The organism is Bradyrhizobium sp. Kon56, from assembly GCF_055807635.1.
On the sequence record NZ_JBVVOU010000001.1, the window covers coordinates 415,259 to 430,905 of the forward strand.

The window sequence follows — 15,647 nt, forward strand, 5'->3', positions numbered from 1 at the left end:
ATCTGAGCAGGCTCCGCTTCAATTCCGCGAACCAGTCGTCGCAGTCGCGCTCGCATCGCGCTTCATCTTTGCGACCATGAGCGATGCAGTCACCCCCTTCACCATTGCGGTCATGGCGGCGTCGTTGTCGGCGGTCTCGGTGAAGAATGGGCGGATTGCCGAGCGGCGGCCGAATTACTCTGCCGCCTCGCTATGCCCGAGCCGGGCGTTCAGCTTGCGGATCAGCTCCTCGGCCGCGTCCGCGATCACCGTGCCCGGCGGGAAGATGGCTTCCGCGCCGGCCGCGTAGAGCGCATCGTAATCCTGTGGCGGCACCACGCCGCCGACGATGATCATGATGTCGTCGCGGCCCTGCTTCTTCAGCGCGGCCTTGAGCTCCGGCACTGCGGTGAGGTGGGCGGCGGCAAGCGAGGAGACGCCGAGGATGTGGACGTCGTTCTCGACCGCTTGGCGCGCGGCTTCGTCGGCGGTCGCGAACAGCGGCCCAATGTCGACGTCGAAGCCGATATCGGCGAAGGCCGACGCGATCACCTTCTGGCCGCGGTCGTGACCGTCCTGACCGATTTTTGCGACCAGGATGCGCGGACGGCGGCCTTCCGCCTCCTCGAAGGCGTCGATCAGCGCCTGAACCTTCTCGACCCGGTTACCCATGCTGGACGCCTCCCGCTTGTAGACGCCGGTGATGGATTTGATCTCGGCGCGGTGCCGGCCGAACACCTTCTCCATCGCGTCCGAGATCTCGCCGACGGTTGCCTTCGCGCGCGCAGCGTCGATGGCCAGCGCCAACAGATTGCCGTTGCCTTCGCCCGCCGAGCGCGTCAGCGCGGCGAGCGCGGCCTCGACGTCCTTTTGGTTGCGTTCGGACTTCAGCCGCGTCAGCTTGTCGATCTGGAGCCGGCGGACATTGGTATTGTCGACCTTGAGGATATCGATCGGAGCTTCGTCCGTCGGCTTGTATTTGTTGACGCCGATCACCGCCTGCTTGCCGGCGTCGATGCGGGCCTGGGTCTTGGCCGAGGCTTCCTCGATGCGCAGCTTCGGTACGCCGGCCTCGATCGCCTTGGCCATACCCCCGAGCTCCTCGACCTCCTGGATGTGGCCCCAGGCCTTGGCGGCGAGGTCGCGGGTGAGACGCTCGACATAATACGAGCCGCCCCAGGGATCGATGATGCGGGTGGTGCCGCTCTCGTGCTGCAGGAAGAGCTGGGTGTTGCGGGCAATGCGCGCCGAAAAGTCGGTCGGCAAAGCGAGCGCCTCGTCGAGCGCATTGGTGTGCAGCGACTGGGTGTGGCCTTGCGTCGCCGCCATCGCTTCCACAGTCGTGCGCATCACGTTGTTGAAGACGTCCTGCGCGGTCAGCGACCAGCCGGATGTCTGGCAATGCGTGCGCAGTGACAGCGAGCGCGGATCCTTCGGATTGAAAGGCTTCAGCAGCTTCGCCCAGAGCAGCCGCGCGGCGCGCATCTTGGCCACTTCCATGAAGAAGTTCATCCCGGTCGCCCAGAAGAACGACAGCCGCGGCGCGAAGCGGTCGACATCGAGGCCCGCCGCAAGGCCGGCACGAAGGTATTCGACGCCGTCGGCCAGCGTATAGGCGAGCTCGAGGTCCTGCGTCGCGCCGGCCTCTTGCATGTGATAGCCGGAGATCGAGATCGAATTGTATTTCGGCATTTTTTGCGAGGTATACGCAAAAATGTCCGAGATGATCCGCATCGAAGGCGCGGGCGGATAGATGTAGGTGTTGCGCACCATGAACTCTTTCAGAATGTCGTTCTGAATGGTCCCTGAGAGCTTCTCCGGCGGCACGCCCTGTTCCTCGGCGGCCGCAACGTAGAGCGCGAGGATCGGCAGCACCGCGCCGTTCATGGTCATGGACACGCTCATCTGGTCGAGCGGAATGCCCGCAAACAGCGTGCGCATGTCGTAGATGGAATCGATGGCAACGCCGGCCATGCCGACGTCGCCGCCGACGCGCGGATGGTCGCTGTCATAGCCGCGATGGGTGGCGAGATCGAACGCGACCGAGAGGCCCTTCTGTCCGGCCGCGAGATTGCGGCGGTAGAACGCGTTGGAATCCTCCGCGGTGGAGAAGCCGGCATATTGCCTGACGGTCCAAGGCTGGTTGACATACATGGTCGGGTAGGGGCCGCGCAGATAAGGCGCGATGCCCGGATAGGTATCGAGGAAGTCGAGCCCGGCCAGATCGGCCTCGCTATAAGCGGGCTTCACCAGAATGCCCTCGGGCGTCAGCCACGGCTCGGCGCTGCCGGTCGGGGCGCCGGCGGCGGCGCGCTCGAAGGCGACGTCGGCGAAATTGGGAATGCGGGTCATTCCTTGGGATCCTCAAACCTGCGATTGCGCTCAATCAGCTTTTGCACATTTTTCTTGTAGACGGGATCGTCCAAGCGGCTCTGAGTAATTTGGCCGGTCCCAACCCAGAGCAGCCGCGCGAACAGCTTCCCAATCTTCCATTCTGCCAGACCGAGCAACGTTTGTCCGAGCAGCTGAAACATGGCGGCGCCTCAATCATGGTCCGGATGCTGATGGCTGACGATGGTCGCCATCTTCTCCGGTCCGTAATTCTGCTGCGTGGTCTGGCTTGGAAGATTGGCGATCCCGACCACCCAGCCGAGACGGGACTCGGTGCCGAACTGCCGCGTCGGCACCACGTGGTCCGGGCGGTCGAACGCGCCGGTCATGATCTCGATCCGATCGCCGTCGATGCGGCCAAAGCTCAGCGGCGTGCCGCAGGCGGCGCAAAAGCCGCGCTCGGCGATGGAGGAGGAGCGGAAGAACGACGGCTTTCCCTTGGTCCAGGCGAAGTCCGTCTTGTTGATGTCGGCAAAAGAGGCGAACGGCGCGCCGCTGGCCTTCTGGCACATCCGGCAGTGGCAGATCGAAACCCTGTTCGGCGCCGTCATGACTCCAAAGCGCACTGCCCCGCATTGGCAGCCGCCGGTGAGAACGGGTTTGCCTGCTTCCGTCATGGCTGCTCCATCCGTCGATACGTGTCTTGCAGCGTCGCAAGCGCATCGGCACCGGCAAAGACGAAGCCGGTGACGCCGGCTGCACGCAGCGCCGCCTCGACATCGGTCGGGCGGCCTGCCAGATAGATAAGTCGGGCCCCGGCGGTTTGCAGGGCCTGCGCCGCGGCTTGGGCGTGTTCCGCATAAACCTTGTCGCTGGAACAAAGACAGGCGAGCCCGGCGCCGGAGGCCTTGAAGGCCGCAGCTAGCTGGGCCGGATCAGCGAAGCCCTCGCTGTCGACAGCCTGGATGCCGCCGGTCTCGAACAGGCTTTTGGCAAAGGTCGCGCGCGCCGTGAAATCAGCGGGCGTGCCGAGATTGGCCAAGAAGACTTTCGGCCGCGCGCCGTGTGCCTTCAAGGCCGCATCGGATTTGTCGCGCAGCGCCTCGAACGGTTCCGCAAGCCGGATCGGCGGCAGCGGGTCGAACTTGTATTTTTGCTCGCCATAGGGCGCCAGCGCGATCGGCGTCGCCTTCAGCACCGCAGTCTCGTTCTCGTGCAGGTTCGGAAACTCACTGGCGCCGGTCAGCACGTCGCGGCGTTTTGCGATGTTGGCGTCGCGGGCTTTTCGCGCAGCCGCGACCTTGCTCTGGAACAGGCCCTGCTGAAGCGCAGCGAAGGCGCCGCCGGCTCTCTCGCTCTCCTGGAAGAGCGCCCAAGCCGCGTCGCAGAGCTGGCCGGTCAGCGTCTCGATGCCGCCTGCGCCTGCCGCGGGATCGCTGACCTTGGCGAGGTTGCTCTCTTCCAGCAGCACGAGCTGAGTATTGCGCGCCACGCGCCGTGCGAATGGATCGGGCAGGCCGAGCGCCAGCGTATGCGGCAGCACGGTGACCGCGTTGGCGCCGGCAAGTCCGGCCGCAAACGTCGCCATGGTCGCGCGCAGCATGTTCACATAGGGATCGCGCTGCGTCAGGATGCGCCAAGCGGTATCGGCGGCGATGTACAGCGGTTTTGGCGTGAGCCCGCACGCCGTCTCGATACGCGCCCACAGCAGCCGCAATGCGCGGAATTTTGCCATGGTGAGGAACTGGTCTGCATCCGCGGCAAGCCGCGCATAGACCATGCCCTGCGCCTGCTCCAGAGGAACGCCCGCGCCCTCGATCGCGCGGAAATAAGCGACGCCGCAGGCGAGCGCGAAGGCGAGCTCCTGCGCCTCCGAGCCACCGGCATCGTGGATCACGCGTCCGTCGGCCGATGTAAACGGCCCCTTGAAGCCGAGCGCGGAGAGGCCCTTGACGCCGCCGGTGATGGCCGGAACGATCTCATCCCAGGTATAGGGGCTGTGGCCCCACACCGCGCAGGCCGCGAGCGGATCGAGCCCGAAGCGGATGTCGCAGGCCCCGGGATCGATGCCCTTGCTCTTCACATATTCCGCGACGTGGATCGCCGCCATCCGCGATTGCGGACCGATCTCGAGCTCGAGGCCGATGCCGGCATCGAGATGGACGTCCTTCAAGATCCTTGCGACTGCGTCGGCGGTCGGTTCCAGCCCGAAACCGTGAGCGGCATTGCCGCCGGCGAACACCAGCGCCAGACCCGTCGCGCCATTTTCGAGATCGGTCAGTGCCTGCGCATTCGCCGCACTTGCATCGGGATGGTCGATCCGCTGCATGATCCGCCAGGGCGCCGCCGCCGGCCGGCCCACCACGGGCGCAACACCTTTGGCGCGCGGATAGAGCGGATCGATCTTGAGTCCGTCATAGGTCTTGGCGACCAGCTTCTCGAACGGCGCGCCCTTTAGCACGCCATCGACCAGCTTGCGCCAGTCGTCGACGGTCGCCTTGGGAAAATCCGCCGCCAGCGGCAGGTCGTCAGTCGCGGAGGTCATGCGGCGAAGGGCTCCCGAAAATCTTGTTGTTCGCAGGCGAAATTGCCACGGCCGGCCGTCCCTGCAAACGGTTGTTTTTGGTTAACCGGTATCCGGAAGCCGCTCAATGCCTTGTGTCGAGACGCTGGCGAGACCGTCATGGACACGAATGCCTGCGATCACGCGGTCGGGCGCGATCTCGGCCAGCGGCACCAGCACAAAGGCGCGCTCGAATAGGCGCGGATGCGGCAGGGTCAGGTCAGGCTTCTGCATCGACACATCGTCATAGGCGATCATGTCGAGATCGAGCGTGCGCGGGCCCCAGCGCCGCTCTTTATCGCGCGTGCGGCCGAATTTCTGCTCGACCTTCTGCATCACGAACAGGAGCGCATGCGGATCAAGGCTGGTCTCGATCTCGATGCAGGCGTTGATGAAGGGAGCCTGGTCCTCGTCGCCCCAGGGCGGCGTCGCATAGTCCGACGAGCGCGCGATCAAAGCGGCCTGCGCCATGCCGCAGATATGGGCGATTGCCTTCTGGAAGGTCGCGCGGACATCGCCGACATTGCCGCCGAGCGCAATCAGGACGCTCGCCATGTCAGGGGTGCCGCGAGCGCGTCAGCATGACGCCGACGTCGTCGAAGATCGCGGCGATCGGCGCATGCGGCTTGTGCACGGTGATCTTGACCGCACGGATGCGCGGAAAGTGCGACAGGATGGCGTCGGCCACCGCGCCGGCCGCGCGCTCCAGTAGCTTGTAATTGGTGTTCTTGAAGGCCGCGGTGGTGGTCGCCACGACGTCGGCGTAGGACACGGTGTCGGCGAGCCGGTCGCTGCGGGAAGGCTCCGACAGGTCGGTATAGAGCTCGAGGTCGATGACAAAGCGTTGGCCGACCTCGGTCTCGTGCTCCATCACGCCGTGGCGGGCATGGATCGACAGGCCGGTTACGAAGATCGTATCGGTCATGGCTTGCTCTCGATTGCGTGCGCCACTCGCAGGGCCTGCAAGGTCTCGGCGACGTCGTGGGTGCGGATGATTTTCGCGCCGCGTTGTGCGGCGAGCAGATGTGCGGCGATCGAGCCGGCGAGCCGCTCGGTCGGCTCCGACGGCGACACCGAGGCGATGAAGCGTTTTCGCGAGGCACCAACGAGGATCGGCAGGCCGAACATGTCGAGCTCGCGAAGTCGTGCCAGTGCAATCATGCTCTGTTCTGCCGTCTTGCCGAAGCCGATGCCGGGATCGAGCACGATCTTGTCGCGGGCGATGCCGGCTTGTGCCGCGATATCCAGCGAGCGCTGGAAGAACGCCTTCATGTCCGCAATGATGTCGATGGCGGGATCGACCCTGTCGCGGTTATGCATGACGATGACAGGGACGCTCCTCGCGGCCACCAGCGGCGCCATGCCGGCGTCGCGTTGCAGGCCCCAGACGTCGTTGGCGATCGCAGCGCCCTGATCGAGCGCAAAGGCCACCACCTCGGCCTTCATGCTGTCGATCGAGACCGGCACGCCGAGCGCCACGATGTCCGATAGCACCGGCTTGAGCCGGGCCAGTTCGTCTGCCGCGGTGACCGGCCGGGCGCCCTTGTAGGGCCGGGTGGACTCGGCACCGATATCGATGATGTCGACCCCCACCTCGATCATCGCCCGCGCCCGCGCGAGTGCCTGCTCGGGCGCGATGAATTCGCCGCCGTCGGAGAATGAATCCGGGGTGACGTTGAGCACGCCCATCACCGCCGGGATCGGCCGCTCCAGTAACGTCCGCAGCACGTCAAGCCCGACTGAACCGGCCGCCGGGACGGATGGGGAGGGCGAGGCATTCATGCGGCCCGCTTTAGCGGTCGGGGAGGGGGAGTCAAGACGGGAAGGCGTGGGTTGCCAGCGTTTGGACAGGGCGTCGCACACCCTCGCTGTCATTGCCCGCGAAAGCGGGCAATCCAGTATCCAGAGACAGTGCCGCGATACGGAGGAGCCGCGGCGTACTGGATACCCCGCTTTCGCGGGGTATGACGGCAGAGTTGGGATGCATTGTTGCTCATCGGGCAAAACAATGCCGAGAGAGTAGCGCCCACCCCGTATGCGGAGAGCAGCAGTCCTAATACGAAATCTTCGGCGGCAGCTTCTTCGCCTTGGCGATGATGTCGCCGACCGACTTCTCCGAGGGCAGGATGCGGAGCAGCTTTTTCTTCTCGTTGGCGTCCCGCATGCTCTGGGCGAGCCTTGCCGGGTTACGGTAGGCGAGCTCGCGCACGGTGGTGACGCCGGCGGCGCGGACCAGACCGACCTTGGCCCTGCCCATGCCGGGGATGCGCATGTAGTCGGAGACGTTGGCCCATTCCAGCAGCAACTGCTCGCTGATGCCGGTCTTCACGGAGAGCGCCTTGCGGCCCTTCACGGTCGAAGCCGCCTCGAGCAGCGCGTCGGTGGTGCGGATACCCTGCGCCTTCAACTTGTTGGCGGCAAAGGCCGACAGGCCCTCAATCTCGGAGATCGGATATGTCATGATACTCGATGTGAAATGCGCAGGCGTCAGGCGAACTGGCTGAGGCCCGGGGTCCCCGCGATGATCTTGCCCATCTGATCCGCTCCGATTTTGTCTCGGCCGAAGCGAAAAAGTTCACGGGCGATGTTCTGAATCTCGGACATGCCAAGTCCCAGGCCCATCAGGCGCGTGCCGACCGCCATCAGGCCGCCGCCCATCAGCCGCGACAGTCCTCCGCCGGTGCCGGATGCCTCGATTGCCGCTTCTGCACCTGGAATCTGGTCGATCAGGACCTGGACGCTGTCGGAAGGACCCTCGTTGCGGAGGAAGCCCAAGATAATGCCGACGGTCTTTTCGGCGACAGCACTATCTATGCTGGCGTTTGTCGCCAGCCGCCCGATTAGCTCGTCCATATGGCCGCCCCTCAGCCGGTTCACATGCCGGAGTATTGCTTTCGAAAATGATCTTGAGCCGGTGTGGTGTGAAATACAAGCGATGAACGCCATCAACGTTCCGATTCATTCTCGAACGCGCGAGAAGTGTTGCAGTGATGCAAGAGCGGAGATGAAATCGGCAAAAAAATGCCGCGATGCGAATGCGTCCTTCCTACTTTCGGCGGATGTCCACCTGCATATTTCCGACGATGTCGCATGCCCGGAGCGCGTTGAATGGTTTCAATCAGCGCGCGACATGCGTTAAACTACGGAACTGTGCATTCGAGTTTCGATATGCGAAACAGGGCAGAGAGATCAGGGAATAATGACCGCACAGGACAGCAAGCTCGGTGATACCGACGACAAAATCTTCGTCGGTAAAGGAAACGAGCAGGCTTGGCTGACGCTGGCGTTCGCCAATCGCCACGGCCTCGTCACAGGTGCAACCGGAACCGGCAAGACGGTCTCGCTGCAGGTTATGGCGGAAGGATTTGCGCGCGCCGGTGTTCCGGTCTTCGCGGCCGACATCAAGGGCGACCTCTCGGGCATCTCCGAGGTCGGCGTGCCCGCGGATTTCATCGTCAAGCGCGCCACCGAGATGGGACTGACGTTCGAGCCCGACCAGTTCTCGACGGTGTTCTGGGACGTGTTCGGCGAGCAGGGCCACCCGGTCCGTGCGACCGTCACAGAAATGGGCCCGCTGCTGCTCGCACGTATGCTGGACCTGAACGACGTGCAGGAAGGCGTGCTCAACGTCGCCTTTCGCGTCGCCGACGACAACGGGCTGACCCTGATCGACATGAAGGATCTGCGCGCGCTGCTCGATGCCATCGTGCCCGATGCGGGCAAGAAGGGGACGGATGCCGAGGACAGTCCGCTTGCCGAGATCAAGAAGGCGGCGCAGGGTTTTGGTAATGTCACCAAGGCCACGGTCGGCACCATCCAGCGCCAGCTTCTGGTGCTCGAGAACCAGGGCGCCACCAAATTCTTCGGCGAGCCGGCGCTGACGCTGAAGGACTTCATGAAGACCGACCGCGACGGCCGCGGCATGGTCAACATCCTCGTCGCCGACAAACTGCTGCAGAGCCCACGGCTTTACGCGACATTCCTGCTGTGGATGCTGTCGGAATTGTTCGAGGAGCTGCCCGAGGCCGGTGACCTGCCCAAGCCGAAGCTGGTCTTCTTCTTCGACGAGGCGCATCTGTTGTTCAACGACGCGCCCAAGGCGCTGATGGACAAGATCGAGCAGGTGGTGCGCCTGATCCGCTCCAAAGGCGTCGGCGTTTATTTCGTGACTCAAAACCCGGTCGACGTGCCCGACCGCGTGCTCGGACAATTGGGCAACCGGGTGCAGCACGCGCTGCGCGCCTTCACCCCGCGCGACCAGAAGGCGGTCGCCGCTGCGGCCCAGACCTTCCGCCCCAACCCGAAGCTCGACACCGCCAAGGTGATCATGGAGCTCGGCAAGGGCGAGGCGCTGGTGTCCTTTCTCGAAGGCAACGGCACGCCGGCGATGGTCGAGCGGGTGATGATCCGGCCGCCATCGGCCCGGATCGGACCGATCACGCCGGAAGAGCGCAAGGCGATCATGGATGCAAGCCCGGTGAAGGGCAAATACGACACCGCCGTTGATGCAGAGTCCGCCTACGAGATCATCCAGAAGCGCATTGCCGGCACGGCGGCGACTGCCGATCCCGGCGCGGCCGGCGGCATTGGAGGCGGTGGCATCCTCGGCCAGATCGGCTCGATGGTCGGCACCATCTTCGGCACGAACGTCAAGCGCGGCCGCCTCTCGACGGGCCAGGTCATCGCCCGCGACGTGACCCGATCGGTCACCAATCAGGTAATCGGGGGGATGGCGGCCAATATCGGCAAGTCCGTCGCCGGCCAGCTTGGTGGCTCGATCGGCCGCACGCTGGTCCGCGGCGCGCTCGGCGGCTTGCTGCGCAGGTAGGCAGAAAGCCTCGTTTGAGGCAACTCCTCCGCAAACCCGCCGCTTGTGCGCGGCGGGTACAAATTCGGGTGATCAGGACTCTCCAAGCGTTCGTTGGTCTGCTAGGTGCTATGGCCCCTGACTGGACCACATCGTGACCTCACCTAAATCTTTCGTTCGATCCGGCGCACTCCGAACCCTGTCGTTGCGTGCGCCACTCGACCTGCTCTTCCTGCTCTGCTGCTTCATCCTGGCTGCCGATGTCCTTGGTCCCGAGATCTTCGGGCACGGCAAGACCAAGGACTACGGCCTGTGGTACTGGGCCGGGCAGCAGGTCTTGAAGGGTGGGCCGCTCTATCCCGGCGATATCCACCAGTACTTCGAGTTCATCTACCCACCGCTGCCGGCGATCCTGCTGGCAGTCCCGAGCTGGTTCGGCAAGATCGCGCTCTACAGCGTGCTGTCGATCCTGAATATTGCGGCGTGGTGGTACACCGGGATGCTCTCCAATGCCATGAGCGGTTCGGGCCGGACGCCTGGCCCTTGGCTGGAGGCGCTGCCCGCTCTCGTCACCGTGACCTTCGTGTTCGACATGTTCGATCTTGGCCAGCCGAACCTCGTCTTGCTGGCGATGATGCTCTACGGCTTCTGGAGTTTGCAGCATCAGCGCTCCTGGCTCGCAGGCTTCATGTTCGCGCTCGCCGCCGCCATCAAGGTGTTTCCCATTGCGGTGCTGCCCTATCTGGTCTGGCGGCGAAAGTGGGGAGCCGCCGTCGCTACGGTCGCGTTCGCCGGCATACTTCTCTATATCGTGCCGGCCCCCATTCGCGGCTTCGAGCGCAACGCCGCCGAGGTCAAGACCTGGTATCAGGGCATGGTCGGGTCGAGTTCGGAAAAAGGATTTGGCCAGCGCGACGAGCAGAACTGGTCGTGGGTGAACCAGTCACTCATTGCTGTCACGCACCGGCTGGTCCGGCCAATCAACTACAATCAGGAGGATCCGAGCAAGCCGCCGCGCACGATGAATGTCATCGACGTCGATTACAGGACGGCGAACTGGATCGTGCTGGCGCTGTCGGCGTTGCTCGGACTCGGCTTCGTCGCGGTCATGCCACGGCAAGCGCGGCGCACGGCGCGTTCGGACGCCGAGGAACTCGGCATCCTGTTCTGCCTGATGACGGTGGCATCGCCTCTGGCGCGGCAATACTACTTCATGTGGCTGTTCTTCCCGATGACGGTGCTGATGCATCGTGCCGCCTTCGACGAGCGGGCGAACGTGCGCCTTGGAACCTGGCTCGCCCTTGGCGCCGCCGGCATCCTCATGCTGCTGGCGCTGCCGTGGTTTCCAAATGTCTTGCAGGCCTGGGGCAACAACCTCGTCGCCACGGCGGTGCTCGCAGCTAGTCTCGCATGGCACATCCGGCATCCGCCGGTTGCGGCTGGCCCCAACGCCGCGGCAGCGCTAAAAGCCGATAGTTCTTGAGAAGACATCTTGAGCCCCGACGTCTTGGGATTCGAACGCAGGGAATACGACCAATGGCAAATGCGCAGCTTCAATCCGTGCTCGACCACATCGATAAGGAGTTCGACAACAGCCTGGAGCGCCTGTTCTCGCTGTTGCGGATCAAGTCGATCTCCGCCGATCCGGCCTTCGCGGCCGATTGCAAGGCGGCGGCCGAGCATCTTGCCAGGGACATCGCGAGCCTCGGCGTTGCCACTGAAGTGAGGCCAACCGCCGGCCATCCCGCGGTCGTCGGCAAGAGCTTCGCGGGCGGCCGTCCGCATGTGCTGTTCTACGGCCACTATGATGTGCAGCCGGTCGATCCGCTCGAGCTCTGGCACCGCCCGCCATTCGAGCCTGTTGTGACCGACCATGCCGATGGCCGCAAGATCATCGTGGCGCGCGGCGCCGAGGACGACAAGGGCCAGGTCATGACCTTCGTCGAGGCCTGCCGCGCCTGGAAGAAGGTGACGGGGTCGCTGCCGATCGACGTCACGTTTTTGATTGAAGGCGAGGAAGAAGTCGGCTCGAAGAACTTCGTGCCCTTCATCGAAGCCAACAAGGACGAGTTTAAGGCTGACTACGTGCTGGTCTGCGACACCGGCATGTGGGACCGCAACACGCCGGCGATCACGACCTCGCTGCGCGGCCTGCTCTATGAGGAGCTCAAGATCACCGCCGCCAATCGCGACCTGCATTCCGGCGTGTTCGGCGGTAGCGCGATGAACCCGATCCGGGTGCTGACCAAAATTCTCGGCGCGCTGTTCGACGACGACAATCGCATCACCATTCCGGGCTTCTATGATGGGGTGAAGGACACGCCGCCGGATATTCTCGCGCAGTGGAAGAAGCTCGATTTCACGCCGGACACATTCCTCAAGCCCGTTGGGCTATCGATACCGGCCGGCGAGAAGGGCAGGCTCCTGGTCGAGCAAGCTTCCACGCGTCCGACCTGCGACGTCAACGGCATCTGGGGCGGTTATATCGGTGAGGGCTCGAAGACGGTGATCCCGTCGCACGCCTCGGCCAAGGTCTCGTTCCGACTGGTCGAAGGGCAGGATCCGCAAAAGATCCGCAAGGCTTTCCGTGAGTACGTGACGGCGCGCATTCCGGGAGACTGCAAGGTCGAGTTCGGCGACCACTCTGCCGGGCCTGCGATTGCGCTCGACTGGAACATGAAGCCGCTCGCCGCGGCCAAGACCGCGCTGACCGAGGAATGGGGCAAGGAGACCGTGTTGATGGGCTCGGGCGCCTCGATCCCGATCGTCGCGGACTTCAAGCGTACGCTTGGGCTGGATTCGCTGCTCGTCGGTTTCGGCCTCGACGACGACAATATCCACTCGCCGAACGAGAAGTACGACCTCCGCAGTTTCCAGAAAGGCATCCGTTCCTGGGCCCGCATCCTCGCGGCGCTGGCGGAGGTGAAGTAGGGCGCTCTTTCCTCGTCATTGCGAGCGTAGCGAAGCAATCCAGAAATCTCTCTCCGGCGCCAGCCTGGATTGCTTCGTCGCTTCGCTCCTCGCAATGACGGGGCCAAATAAAAACGCCGCCCGGAATTGGGCGGCGTTTCATTCCAAAAGGCGTAGAGGTTCGTTGACCGTTACCCTACACCAAATCCCGAAAATTTCAAGAGCGGTAGCCCGGAAGCTCGCGGTCCAGCTTGCGTAGCAGCGGTGGCCACACGAGGTTGGTGGCGCGCAGCTCGGCGCGGTCGCGGTTGGCGAGCAGCTCGGTGTTCTTGTCGATCGCGACATCGTCGACCGGGTAGACCGGCGTGCCCAGCGCGCGCGTACGCACCTGCATCGAGCAGGCTCGCTCGAGGTGATACATGCGCTCGAAGGCCGAGGCGACCGAACGCCCGACCGTCAGCGTGCCGTGGTTGCGCAAGAGCATGTGGTTGTGGTCGCCTAGGTCCTTCTGCAGCCGCGGCCGCTCGTCGTGGTCGAGGGCGATACCTTCGTAGTCGTGATAGGCGAGGTCGTGGGTGACGAGCTGGGCGGTCTGGTTCAGCGGCAGCAGGCCTTCGGCGCTGCTCGAGACAGCGGTGCCGTCGAGGGTGTGAAGATGCAGCACGCAGATGGCGTCCTCGCGAACCTCGTGGATCGCCGAGTGGATGGTGAAGCCGGCGGGGTTGACGCTGTATTCGCTCTCGGAGAGCTGGTTGCCGTGCAGATCGACCTTGACGAGGCTCGACGCCGTGATCTCGTCGAACATCAGCCCGTAGGGGTTGATGAGGAAATGATGGTCGGGGCCGGGCACGCGCGCTGAGATGTGGGTGTCGACCAAGTCGTCCCAGCCGTAGAGCGAGACGAGGCGATAGCAGGCGGCGAGATTGACCCGTTGCTGCCACTCGGCCTCCTTCATGTTCGACGGCACTTCCTTCAGGCGCGCTTCCGCTGGCGACATGGCTGACCTCTCCGAACATCGTTGTTGCAGGGAGGGAGCGTAGTCCTGCCGCGACCTGCCAGCAAGGCACACAAAGCGCGGCAGTCCAGCGTAGCCCGCATGAGCGAAGCGACATGCGGGGCTGCCTGATAGGCCCCGGATGTCGCTGCGCTCATCCGGGCTACGGTCCTACAAGAGAGAAGAATTTTTACGGCGCCGGGATCGAGAGCAGGCTGGAAATGCTGCTGCCGCGGATATCGTAGACGCGGGCGAACACCACGTCGTCGCGCTTGATCTCGACCAGCACGGGGGCGGTGAGGCCCTTGCAGTAGAACTCACCGAGCGTCATGGCGAAATCGGCGGCATTGGAATCCCAGCCAATGGTGAAGTCGGGGCCGAGCGCGACCTGGGCGGGACGCTGCGGACCGCACACGGCGACCTTCCATTTCCGGTTGCGCGGCGGCACTTCCTGGCGTTCGACCAGCTGCTCGCGCAATTCGTCGGAGGCCTGCTTCAGCGCGAGGCCCCAATAATCCAGCATGAAGCGGTCGTCGGCGCCGCGCACGGTGCCGGCGATGTGGTTGAAGTGGGTGTATTGATAGGGATGCAGGCGGATCATCTCGGCGAGCGAGAGCGCAAGGCCAAAGCAGAAGGTGGCGAGCACGACCGGCTGCCAGGTGCGATGATTGGCGCGCAGGCGCTCCATGGCCCAGCCAAAGGCGACGCCGCCGAGCACCGCCATCGGCGGGATCACGAAGACGAAATGGCGGATGCCATTGTACAGCGCCGGTCGCTTCACCATCGCGATCGCGAGCGGCAGCGTCGCGGCGAGCGTGAGCATCAGCAGGATGGTCTTGCGGCGGGCTGGGACCTCGCGGCGGGGCAGCATAACCAAGGTGCCGATCACGGCGCCGAACGTCAGCACCAGCATCACCTCGGGCAACTGAAGTGCGAACAGCGTCGGCAGATAGGACCAGGGCATGTCAGGCACGGATACGATCGCGCCGTCGAACATCTCCTTCCAGGGTTTCTCGAAGAAGTGCGAGAAGTAGGTCAGCGCCTCGAAGGGATTGCCGGGCTCCATGATCGACCACGGCCAGATCAGCCCCATCACGAGATAGCCGAGCACGAGGCCGGGCAGCAGCACGTAGACGACATGAGCGAAGCGTCGGACCGACTCGCGCAGGCCCTCGCTGCGCAGTTCCTCCAGGAACAGCGGCATGAAGCCGATTACGGCATAGACCAGCGCAAGGCCGCCGAGGATGCGGGTGCCGAGCGAGAGGCCGGCACCAAGGCCGACGATCAAGATCGTGCGCGGCGAAGGCTGCGGATATTCCTCGGCGAGGCGCACAAGGCCCAGCATCAGGATGATCATGGCCACGGCGAAGGGCGCATCCTTCGGGTTCATGAACATGTGGCCGTAGAAGATCGGGCAGAGCGCGAGCAGCAAGAGCGAGGCAAGTCCCGCAAGCGGGCCGCCGATACGGCGGCCGAGCCGCCACGTCACGGCAAGTCCGATCACGCCGACGACGGCGCCGACCAGACGGCGCGTCTCGAACAGCTCGAGCGGAATCACCTTGTGCAGGAGGGCCGCGACCATGTCGAAGCCGCCGCCATACATATAGAGGTTGGCGAAGGAGAGTGCCGCGGTGTCCTTGAAACCGGAACCGAACAAGCGCAGCAGCAGGTCGGCATATTCGGCGTGGGTGTAGTCGTCCCAGCCGAGCCCATAGTCGCGGAAGGTCAAGCCTGCAATGACGGCGACCGCAGCCAGCACCAGCATGGCGAGATCGTCGCAAGTCCGTTCAACCGAGCGCCGCAGAGGCGTGTCGATCGCCGAAGTCGTGATGGATGTCATGGCTATTGGTGACCCGGAATCCCCTCTTGGCCCTGCTGGTGCGCGCGGGCCTGCTCCCCGGAATCCCTATAGCGCAGTTCCATTACCAAGTAATTGGGCATTATGGCTAAATTCCTGATGCAACGCAGCAAATCCGACCAACTTGAGAGCAGCCTAGAAGTAGCGAGCCGTAGCTGAAGGGAATGTGAATAAGTCCCTGATTTCCTTTCCTTTAGGAACGCAG

14 protein-coding genes are annotated in these 15,647 nt (G+C 64.0%); 3 read left to right on the forward strand and 11 right to left on the reverse strand.

The window, feature by feature from the left end; translation table 11 throughout:
* Positions 1-174: 174 nt before the first annotated feature.
* The 9 genes from scpA to AC0L3B_RS01855 all read right to left on the reverse strand — a co-directional run bounded on the left by scpA (position 175) and on the right by AC0L3B_RS01855 (position 7,726).
* Positions 175-2,331 (reverse strand): methylmalonyl-CoA mutase, encoded by a 2,157-nt coding sequence (gene scpA / locus AC0L3B_RS01815; RefSeq protein WP_018456879.1) that lies wholly within the window; start codon positions 2,329-2,331, stop codon positions 175-177.
* Positions 2,328-2,513, reverse strand: a complete 186-nt coding sequence (locus AC0L3B_RS01820; RefSeq protein WP_018456878.1) for a hypothetical protein — start codon at positions 2,511-2,513, stop codon at positions 2,328-2,330. Before AC0L3B_RS01820 ends, scpA begins: the two co-directional genes overlap by 4 nt.
* 9 nt (positions 2,514-2,522) lie before the next feature.
* A complete protein-coding gene (locus AC0L3B_RS01825; RefSeq protein ID WP_007608185.1) occupies positions 2,523-2,987 on the reverse strand; it encodes a GFA family protein in 465 nt (154 codons plus the stop codon).
* A complete protein-coding gene (locus AC0L3B_RS01830; protein WP_018456876.1) occupies positions 2,984-4,855 on the reverse strand; it encodes a methylmalonyl-CoA mutase subunit beta in 1,872 nt (623 codons plus the stop codon). The genes AC0L3B_RS01825 and AC0L3B_RS01830 overlap by 4 nt, the downstream gene beginning before the upstream one ends.
* 81 nt (positions 4,856-4,936) lie before the next feature.
* Positions 4,937-5,428 carry a 2-amino-4-hydroxy-6-hydroxymethyldihydropteridine diphosphokinase gene (gene folK, locus AC0L3B_RS01835; protein ID WP_018456875.1) on the reverse strand — a complete coding sequence of 164 codons (492 nt, stop codon included), beginning with the start codon at positions 5,426-5,428 and terminating at the stop codon, positions 4,937-4,939.
* Position 5,429: 1 nt separating this feature from the next.
* Positions 5,430-5,798 (reverse strand): dihydroneopterin aldolase, encoded by a 369-nt coding sequence (folB, locus tag AC0L3B_RS01840; protein WP_018456874.1) that lies wholly within the window; start codon positions 5,796-5,798, stop codon positions 5,430-5,432.
* The gene (gene folP, locus AC0L3B_RS01845; RefSeq protein ID WP_026233258.1) at positions 5,795-6,655 is read right to left on the reverse strand and encodes a dihydropteroate synthase; all 861 of its coding nucleotides are present in this window, start codon (positions 6,653-6,655) and stop codon (positions 5,795-5,797) included. Before folP ends, folB begins: the two co-directional genes overlap by 4 nt.
* 271 nt (positions 6,656-6,926) lie before the next feature.
* On the reverse strand, positions 6,927-7,334 hold the full coding sequence (locus AC0L3B_RS01850) for a DUF4332 domain-containing protein (protein ID WP_018456872.1): 408 nt from the start codon (positions 7,332-7,334) through the stop codon (positions 6,927-6,929).
* Between the two features lie 26 nt (positions 7,335-7,360).
* Positions 7,361-7,726 (reverse strand): hypothetical protein, encoded by a 366-nt coding sequence (locus tag AC0L3B_RS01855; RefSeq protein WP_018456871.1) that lies wholly within the window; start codon positions 7,724-7,726, stop codon positions 7,361-7,363.
* 346 nt (positions 7,727-8,072) lie between these two features.
* On the opposite strand from AC0L3B_RS01855, the gene AC0L3B_RS01860 reads away from it, so the two are divergent.
* From AC0L3B_RS01860 to AC0L3B_RS01870, 3 genes are all read left to right on the forward strand, one after another.
* Entirely contained in the window at positions 8,073-9,701 is a 1,629-nt protein-coding gene (locus AC0L3B_RS01860; RefSeq protein ID WP_018456870.1) for a helicase HerA-like domain-containing protein, read from the forward strand.
* Between the two features lie 133 nt (positions 9,702-9,834).
* Positions 9,835-11,163: a glycosyltransferase family 87 protein gene (locus AC0L3B_RS01865; protein ID WP_026233257.1), complete on the forward strand. Its 1,329-nt coding sequence runs from the start codon at positions 9,835-9,837 to the stop codon at positions 11,161-11,163.
* Positions 11,164-11,216: 53 nt separating this feature from the next.
* The gene (locus AC0L3B_RS01870) at positions 11,217-12,611 is read left to right on the forward strand and encodes a M20/M25/M40 family metallo-hydrolase (RefSeq protein WP_018456868.1); all 1,395 of its coding nucleotides are present in this window, start codon (positions 11,217-11,219) and stop codon (positions 12,609-12,611) included.
* A 196-nt stretch (positions 12,612-12,807) separates the two neighbouring features.
* On the opposite strand, the gene AC0L3B_RS01875 is transcribed toward AC0L3B_RS01870, so the two are convergent.
* A complete protein-coding gene (locus AC0L3B_RS01875; RefSeq protein ID WP_473379948.1) occupies positions 12,808-13,587 on the reverse strand; it encodes a class II aldolase/adducin family protein in 780 nt (259 codons plus the stop codon).
* A gap of 187 nt (positions 13,588-13,774) precedes the next feature.
* Complete coding sequence (locus AC0L3B_RS01880; RefSeq protein WP_247394554.1) at positions 13,775-15,424, reverse strand: glycosyltransferase family 39 protein; 1,650 nt, start codon at positions 15,422-15,424, stop codon at positions 13,775-13,777.
* Positions 15,425-15,647: the final 223 nt, after the last annotated feature.

Excerpts from the sequence above, each read along its gene's own strand:
- AC0L3B_RS01880 (WP_247394554.1), bottom strand. The coding sequence starts at position 15,424 with ATGACATCCATCACGACTTCGGCGATCGACACGCCTCTGCGGCGCTCG.
- AC0L3B_RS01860 (WP_018456870.1), top strand. The coding sequence starts at position 8,073 with ATGACCGCACAGGACAGCAAGCTCGGTGATACCGACGACAAAATCTTC.
- folP (WP_026233258.1), bottom strand. The coding sequence starts at position 6,655 with ATGAATGCCTCGCCCTCCCCATCCGTCCCGGCGGCCGGTTCAGTCGGG.
- AC0L3B_RS01870 (WP_018456868.1), top strand. The coding sequence starts at position 11,217 with ATGGCAAATGCGCAGCTTCAATCCGTGCTCGACCACATCGATAAGGAG.
- scpA (WP_018456879.1), bottom strand. The coding sequence starts at position 2,331 with ATGACCCGCATTCCCAATTTCGCCGACGTCGCCTTCGAGCGCGCCGCC.
- AC0L3B_RS01850 (WP_018456872.1), bottom strand. The coding sequence starts at position 7,334 with ATGACATATCCGATCTCCGAGATTGAGGGCCTGTCGGCCTTTGCCGCC.
- AC0L3B_RS01855 (WP_018456871.1), bottom strand. The coding sequence starts at position 7,726 with ATGGACGAGCTAATCGGGCGGCTGGCGACAAACGCCAGCATAGATAGT.
- AC0L3B_RS01875 (WP_473379948.1), bottom strand. The coding sequence starts at position 13,587 with ATGTCGCCAGCGGAAGCGCGCCTGAAGGAAGTGCCGTCGAACATGAAG.
- folK (WP_018456875.1), bottom strand. The coding sequence starts at position 5,428 with ATGGCGAGCGTCCTGATTGCGCTCGGCGGCAATGTCGGCGATGTCCGC.
- folB (WP_018456874.1), bottom strand. The coding sequence starts at position 5,798 with ATGACCGATACGATCTTCGTAACCGGCCTGTCGATCCATGCCCGCCAC.
- AC0L3B_RS01820 (WP_018456878.1), bottom strand. The coding sequence starts at position 2,513 with ATGTTTCAGCTGCTCGGACAAACGTTGCTCGGTCTGGCAGAATGGAAG.
- AC0L3B_RS01830 (WP_018456876.1), bottom strand. The coding sequence starts at position 4,855 with ATGACCTCCGCGACTGACGACCTGCCGCTGGCGGCGGATTTTCCCAAG.
- AC0L3B_RS01825 (WP_007608185.1), bottom strand. The coding sequence starts at position 2,987 with ATGACGGAAGCAGGCAAACCCGTTCTCACCGGCGGCTGCCAATGCGGG.